3 protein-coding genes and 2 pseudogenes are annotated in these 2792 nt (G+C 64.0%); 2 read left to right on the top strand and 3 right to left on the bottom strand.

The window, feature by feature from the left end:
* Window positions 1–45 precede the first annotated feature (45 nt).
* On the top strand, window positions 46–339 hold the full coding sequence (locus tag Q0C59_RS19460) for a sigma factor-like helix-turn-helix DNA-binding protein (protein WP_291218690.1): 294 nt from the start codon (window positions 46–48) through the stop codon (window positions 337–339).
* Window positions 336–933: pseudogene (locus Q0C59_RS19465) on the top strand (anti-sigma factor domain-containing protein). Before Q0C59_RS19460 ends, Q0C59_RS19465 begins: the two are co-directional and overlap by 4 nt.
* Here Q0C59_RS19465 and Q0C59_RS19470 read toward each other — a convergent pair.
* The 3 genes and pseudogenes from Q0C59_RS19470 to Q0C59_RS19480 all read right to left on the bottom strand — a co-directional run.
* On the bottom strand, window positions 924–2186 hold the full coding sequence (locus Q0C59_RS19470; protein ID WP_291218692.1) for a HipA domain-containing protein: 1263 nt from the start codon (window positions 2184–2186) through the stop codon (window positions 924–926). The pseudogene Q0C59_RS19465 and the gene Q0C59_RS19470 sit on opposite strands and share 10 nt — an antisense overlap.
* Window positions 2183–2434, bottom strand: coding sequence for a helix-turn-helix domain-containing protein (locus Q0C59_RS19475; RefSeq protein ID WP_291218694.1), 252 nt, complete (start codon window positions 2432–2434; stop codon window positions 2183–2185). The genes Q0C59_RS19470 and Q0C59_RS19475 overlap by 4 nt, the downstream gene beginning before the upstream one ends.
* A 178-nt stretch (window positions 2435–2612) precedes the next feature.
* A pseudogene (locus Q0C59_RS19480) lies at window positions 2613–2792 on the bottom strand (AMP nucleosidase); the annotation flags it as partial.

The following is a 2792-nucleotide window of genomic DNA, read 5'->3' on the forward strand; positions in this document are numbered from 1 at the left end:
GCGAGCACCGTTTCCTGATGGGTGTGGCCCTGCGCATTGAGTGCGGTGCGGGCCAGTGCCCGCACCGTGTCGGTGGACGAAGAAGTTCTGGACCCTGTGCAGGACGCCGAACCCCAGGCCTCACCCGACATGCTCGACGCCTTCTCCATGCGCTCCACGCTGGGGCAGCTCGAGCACTGCCTGGAACGCCTGGACGTGGCCAAGCGCAACTGCGTGCTGCTGGCCTACCTGGACGGCTGCACCCACGCCGAGATCGCCGAACGCCTGAGCGAACCGCTGGGCTCGGTGAAAGCGTGGATCCGCCGGGGCATGGCTTCGCTCAAGGCGTGTCTGGCATGAGCCTGGATGAGACTCAGCAGCTCGCTGCCGACTACGTGCTCGGCACCTTGTCGGCCGGCCAGCGCATCGAAGTCGAAGAGCGCCTGCCCCGGGACGCCATGCTGCGCACCGCCGTGCAGCAGTGGGAAGCCAAACTGCAACCTCTCACGCAACTGGTGGAGCAGCGTGGCCTTCTGGCGTTTCGCCGCCGCTACCGGTTTCGCCGCCGCCAGCGTGATGGCCATTGCGCCCACCGTGGGTTTGTTTGCACCCGCGCGCCCACAGTTCATGGTGGTGCTGGTGGCGCCGCAAGGCACGGCGCCCGGCTGGGTGGTACAGGCCAGCAGCCCGCAACGCCTCAAGCTGATTCCAGTGGCACCCGAGCCGGTGCCCGCGCAGCGCTCGCTGCAGTTCTGGACCAAGGCCGACAGCTGGAGCGCGCCGGTGTCGCTGGGCCTGGTGGAGCCGGGCCAACCGATCGAGATCCCGCTCGACAAACTTCCTCCGATCGAACCCAACCAGCTGTTCGAAATCACCGTGGAGCCCTACAACGGCTCCCCCACCGGGCGGCCAACCGGACCGATCCAGTTCATCGGGCGCTCGGTTCAGCTGTGAGCGCGGGGCGAGGTCATCGAGAGGGCGTGCGCGGCATGCTGCTCGAAGACCTGCGTCATGCGTGAGAGCAGGCGTTGTTCATCAGGGGTGACGCCGGGTTCACCGGCCAAACGTTCACGCACTTTCGTCCACGCAGGCACGAAAGCCTGTGCCATGCGACGAAATTCGACCATGAGTGGCGCGAACCCAAAGCCGCAGTCGGCGCAGAGGGCTTCCCACGAATGTGAGCCGACCGCATCGAATCGATCCTCGTCGCCGATGTACAGCGCCAAGGCTTCATCGCCATAGGCGCGAACACACAGTAAGTCGTAAAACGGGGCGAGTCGGTAACCGCGCTGGTCGATCAACACCGAGAGATTCTTGGCATGCGCGTCGGCGTTGCCGATCAGAAAGTTGAACATCACCCAGCGTTGCAGCTGCAGCATGTCGGCACCGCGCACGGGCAGGGCGCGCAGCGCATCCACCAGCTTCGGGATGCTGGCCAGTCCACCCTGGCGCTGGTACTTCCAGCCGCTGCCGTGGCCCAGCAGCTGGCAGCCGTCGAACTGGTGCAGCGCCACAATGTTGCCCGCCATGCTCGTGCGGTCGTAGCGCTCCACAACGTACGCGGCTTCGGGTACGCGCAGCAGCCAGACCGCAGGCACCGGCAGTTTGAGCGCGCGGGCCAATGTCATGCAGGCGTATTCGTTGATGGCGCTCGGTTGGTAGCGTGTTTGGCGCGTGTCGGGCTTGAGGATGTGCGTGGACGGCGAGGCGCCCACACTCTCCGAGAGCAGGCCACGGCGCGGGTCGAACCGCACACCCATTTTCTCCTGCGCTCCCGCCAGCGACATGGTGGTGTGTTCGTTGGAGACCAGCAGCGGCTGCTGGCTTTGCAGCCGGGCGCTCAGCACGTCGAACGAAAGGGGGGCGTACTGCTGCATGGCGGTGGGCTGCTCGCTTTCGGGCAGCAGCGAAATCACGCCGGGCAACTCGCGCCCCAAACGTCCCAGCAGCTCGAACGGCGCCGCGTCACGCAGCGCCAGCGCCTGCATCACATCGTCCAAGGCGGTGCCTTCGGGCAAGAGGTTTTCAAAGAAGCTGCGCACCAGTGCGCCGGTGAAGGGGCCGCTGTCGAATGCGAACTGGGGCGCCAGCACGAAAGCCTCGGGTTGGCCCAGCCATTGAGGGTCGTACTCAAAGAAGAACTCACCCGCCGCGTGCCCAAACCAGCCCATGGGCCGCACGTTGGCCCACACGCGCAGGCGGATCAAGGCTTCACCTCTTTGTCCTGTGTGGCCTCAGAGCTCCAGTGGGTGGCCTCAAGTTGAATGCCCAGCCCGCGGGTGAGCCGGACCATCAGTGCCAGCGAACAAGCGCCCGGGTCGCTTTCGGCGTCTCGAATGAAGGAGGTGCTCACATTGCAGACGGCCGCCGCTTGTGCGCGGGAAAGCCCCTGGCGTTTGCGTTCGACCATCAGGCACAGGGCAAGGTCGGGCAGGGTGTCGGGTGTGATCTGCATTTTTTGCTCTCTTGGGAGCATTCTAGAGAAATCTTCTGCCAGAAGAATGAAATTTGATCTCTTGGGATCAAATTTTTAAAAGGTGTTCTTTTGAGGTCAATTTTCGGAATGAATATGCCAAGTCAACACAAATTTGCTCTGATAGAGGCATTTTTTGCGATTGGTCTCCCGCAAGTGCTCACTGAAAAGCCACCTCCGCAAAACTCCGCAGCTTGCGGCTGTGCAACTGCTCCGACCCCCCCTCGCGCAGGATGTCGATGGCGCGGATGCCGATGCGCAGGTGCTGGTCCACGCGCTCGCGGTAGAAGTGGTTGGCCATGCCGGGCAGCTTGATCTCGCCGTGAAGGGGTTTGTCGCT

It is taken from the genome of Hydrogenophaga sp. (assembly GCF_022844385.1).
Taxonomy (GTDB): Bacteria; Pseudomonadota; Gammaproteobacteria; order Burkholderiales; family Burkholderiaceae_C; genus Hydrogenophaga.